Origin of the sequence: Pseudomonas sp. 2VD (genome assembly GCF_005503585.1) — a bacterium.
In the GTDB taxonomy this organism is placed as follows: domain Bacteria; phylum Pseudomonadota; class Gammaproteobacteria; order Pseudomonadales; family Pseudomonadaceae; genus Pseudomonas; species Pseudomonas aeruginosa.
The window spans coordinates 1-2,761 of sequence record NZ_SCND01000538.1 but is presented as its reverse complement, the minus strand read 5'-3'; the positions used below and the strand labels follow the sequence as shown (position 1 = coordinate 2,761).

Below are 2,761 nucleotides of genomic sequence, written 5' to 3'. Positions count from 1 at the left end.
GGGCTCGGCACGGGCACGGGTGGGCTTCCTGCTGCTCGAACACTTTTCCCTGCCGGCCTTCACCCAGGCGCTGGACACCCTGGTGACCGCCAACCTGATCCGCAGCGAGTCCTTCGCGGTGAGCAACTTCAGCCTGAGCGGCGAGCCGGTGACCAGCGACCTCGGGTTGCTGATCTGCCCGGACCTGGCGCTCGCCTCGGCGGCGCGGCAAGGACTCGACCTGCTGGTGGTCTGCGGCGGTTTGCGCACGCCCCTGCGCTCGTCCGCCGCGCTGCGGGAAGCGTTGCAGGACGTGGCGGCGCGCGGCGTCGCCCTGGCCGGGCTGTGGAACGGTGCCTGGTTCCTCGGCGACGCCGGCCTGCTGGATGGCTACCGCTGCTGCATCCATCCCGAGCACCGCGCCGCCCTCGCCGAGATCGCCCGCAACAGCCAGGTGACCAGCGACAGCTACATGGTCGACCGCGACCGCCTGACCGCGGCCAGCCCCACCGGCGCCTTCAACCTGGCGCTGGAGTGGATCGCCCGGCGCCACGGGCGCGACCTGGTGGAGGCGGTGGTGGATATCCTCGCCTTCGAGGAGTCGCGCTACCGACGGGTGCGCCCGGCCCTGCACGAGAAGATGAGCGAGCCGCTGCGCGAAGTGATCAACCTGATGGCGGCGAATATCGAGGAACCGCTCAGCCAGGAGCAGCTCGCCCACTACGTGGGGCGCTCGCGGCGGCAGATCGAGCGGCTGTTCCAGCAGCAGCTCGGAACCACGCCGGTGCGCTACTACCTGGAGTTGCGGATCACCGAGTGCCGGCGCCTGCTGCAACATTCCGACCTGACCATGCTGGAGGTCCTGGTCGCCTGCGGCTTCGTCTCGCCCAGCCACTTCAGCAAGTGCTACACCGCCTTCTACGGCTACCCGCCGTCGAAAGAAGTGCGCTACGGCAACGTCCGCTCGACGAAATGAGGGCGTTTCGCCGGACGCGGCCGGCATGCTAGAACGGACCTTTCGCCCTGGCCTGCGGAGGTCCTGCGCCATGTCCCAGCCTTTTCTCTGGCGTCGCGTCAACGACTCGTCCGGTTTCGCCGAGCCGCGGGTGTTCATCCGTGTCTACCTGGAACCGGGCAGCATCGATGCGGCCATCGCTTTCTACGAAGACCTGCAGGGCGTCGCCCACGACATGCGCTTCGACTTTCCCGAGAAACGCCTGACACTCGCCGCAGTCGGCGCCTTCCTCCTGCTGGAGGGCAGCGACGAGGCGCTGGCGCCGTTCCGCAGCACCACTGGCACCCTGCTGGTGGACGACATCGAGCCCTATCACCGGCGGTTGCTGGCTGCCGGCGCGCAGATCATCTTCGGGCCGGCACGCGCGCCCACCGGTGCCTGCTTCAATGCGCTGCTGCCGGACGGCACGGTGGTCGAGTTCGTCCACCACCGGCCGCAGCCGGGCGAGGCCTGAACCTCAGCCCTCGCGCCGGGCGGCGCAATCGTCCATGGCCGCGCCGATCGCCTGTTCGCCGCGGGCCAGCAGCGCTGCGCTGGCGCCGCGTATATCGCGGGCTTCCTTGTTCTGGCTGAGCTTGAACTTGCCGACCAGGCGGGTGATCTCGATTTCGATGCCGACGATCAGCCGGAGCATCTCGTCGATGTAGTCGGCGGGGCCGTCGGTCATTTTCCAGGGCGTTTCCTGGGTCGCCTCGTGGGTGCGGGTCAGGCGCGCCACCAGTCCGCGCACATAGCGTTCGTCGTCGCGGATCCGCACCCGGCCGTGGGCGTGGACCACCCGGTAGTTCCAGGTCGGCACCTGGCGGTGGTGCTCCTGCTTGCTCGGGTACCACTGCGGCGAGATGTAGGCATCGCCGGCGCGGAACACCACCAGCACCTCGTCGCCGTCGCGCAGCTCGCTCCAAACCGGGTTGTTGCGCGCGACATGGGCTTCCAGGGTGCCTTGCGCGCCCTTTTCCGGGCTCAGCTCGAACGGCAGGTGGTTGGCGTCCAGGCCCGCTTCGCCGTGGCTGACCAGCAGGCCCAGCGGATAGTCCCGGATCAGCGCGTGCAGCGCCTGCGGGTCGGACTCTTCGAAATGCGAAGGCAGGTACATGTTCTGTTCTCCTCGGGGACTCGGCCCTTATACGCTGTCGGTGGGTTCCGTCGCCACGCACAGCAGGCGCGAGTCGGCGCGCATGCCGGGCATCATCAGGCGCAATTCGTCGAGCAGCAGGCCGCCCGCTTCGTGCAGGGCCGCCAGCGGCATTTCCGGCAGGCTCTCGAGGATGAACCACATGCGCCGGGCGCTGGCATCCAGGCGGGTGCGCACGCCCTGGCGCCAGTTCCAGCGGCGGCAGGTGACGCCGAGGTCGTCGCGCCAGACCACCTCGCCGGGGTCGGGGGATTCGTCGAGCGCCTCGCCGTTCTTCAGGGTGTCGAAGGTCTCGCTGCCGTCGGCGACCACCAGGCGCGGCGTGCCGGCATAGGCGGCGAGGTTCTCGCCGCCTACCGGAATGGCGAATTGCACGCTGATGGCATTGTACAGGTCCACCACCGGGTCGATGCTCGGCAGCCCGCCGTCGCGCAGCGCGCGTTTGCGCAGGGCTTCGGCGGAGCAGGGGGTACGCTGCGGCTTGGCGCCGAAGCGGCGGAACGCCTCGGCCCAGGCTGCCAGGTGCGCCTCGGCCCAGTCCGGTTCGCCACGCGCCAGCGCCTGGCAGGCGCGCTCCACGGCGCGGCCGGCGATTTCCGGACGAACGATCGGCGCCGCCTCGACGGTGAGGC

The 2,761-nt window shown here is 69.6% G+C and carries 4 protein-coding genes; 2 read left to right on the top strand and 2 right to left on the bottom strand.

Features of this window, described 5'->3' with window-relative positions; translation table 11 throughout:
* Both FFS27_RS31260 and FFS27_RS31255 read left to right on the top strand, forming a co-directional pair.
* A partial coding sequence (locus FFS27_RS31260; RefSeq protein ID WP_256659825.1) for a GlxA family transcriptional regulator occupies window positions 1-955 on the top strand: 955 nt, incomplete at its 5' end.
* Window positions 956-980: 25 nt separating this feature from the next.
* Complete coding sequence (locus FFS27_RS31255; RefSeq protein ID WP_003118992.1) at window positions 981-1,448, top strand: VOC family protein; 468 nt, start codon at window positions 981-983, stop codon at window positions 1,446-1,448.
* Window positions 1,449-1,451: 3 nt separating this feature from the next.
* On the opposite strand, the gene FFS27_RS31250 is transcribed toward FFS27_RS31255, so the two are convergent.
* Both FFS27_RS31250 and FFS27_RS31245 read right to left on the bottom strand, forming a co-directional pair.
* Window positions 1,452-2,090, bottom strand: a complete 639-nt coding sequence (locus FFS27_RS31250) for an FMN-binding negative transcriptional regulator (RefSeq protein WP_003118993.1) — start codon at window positions 2,088-2,090, stop codon at window positions 1,452-1,454.
* Window positions 2,091-2,117: 27 nt separating this feature from the next.
* The coding region (locus FFS27_RS31245; RefSeq protein WP_137952479.1) for a B3/B4 domain-containing protein at window positions 2,118-2,761 on the bottom strand (644 nt) is incomplete at its 5' end.

Coding starts and splice junctions, on each gene's coding strand:
- FFS27_RS31255 (WP_003118992.1), top strand. CDS start 981: ATGCTAGAACGGACCTTTCGCCCTGGCCTGCGGAGGTCCTGCGCCATG.
- FFS27_RS31250 (WP_003118993.1), bottom strand. CDS start 2,090: ATGTACCTGCCTTCGCATTTCGAAGAGTCCGACCCGCAGGCGCTGCAC.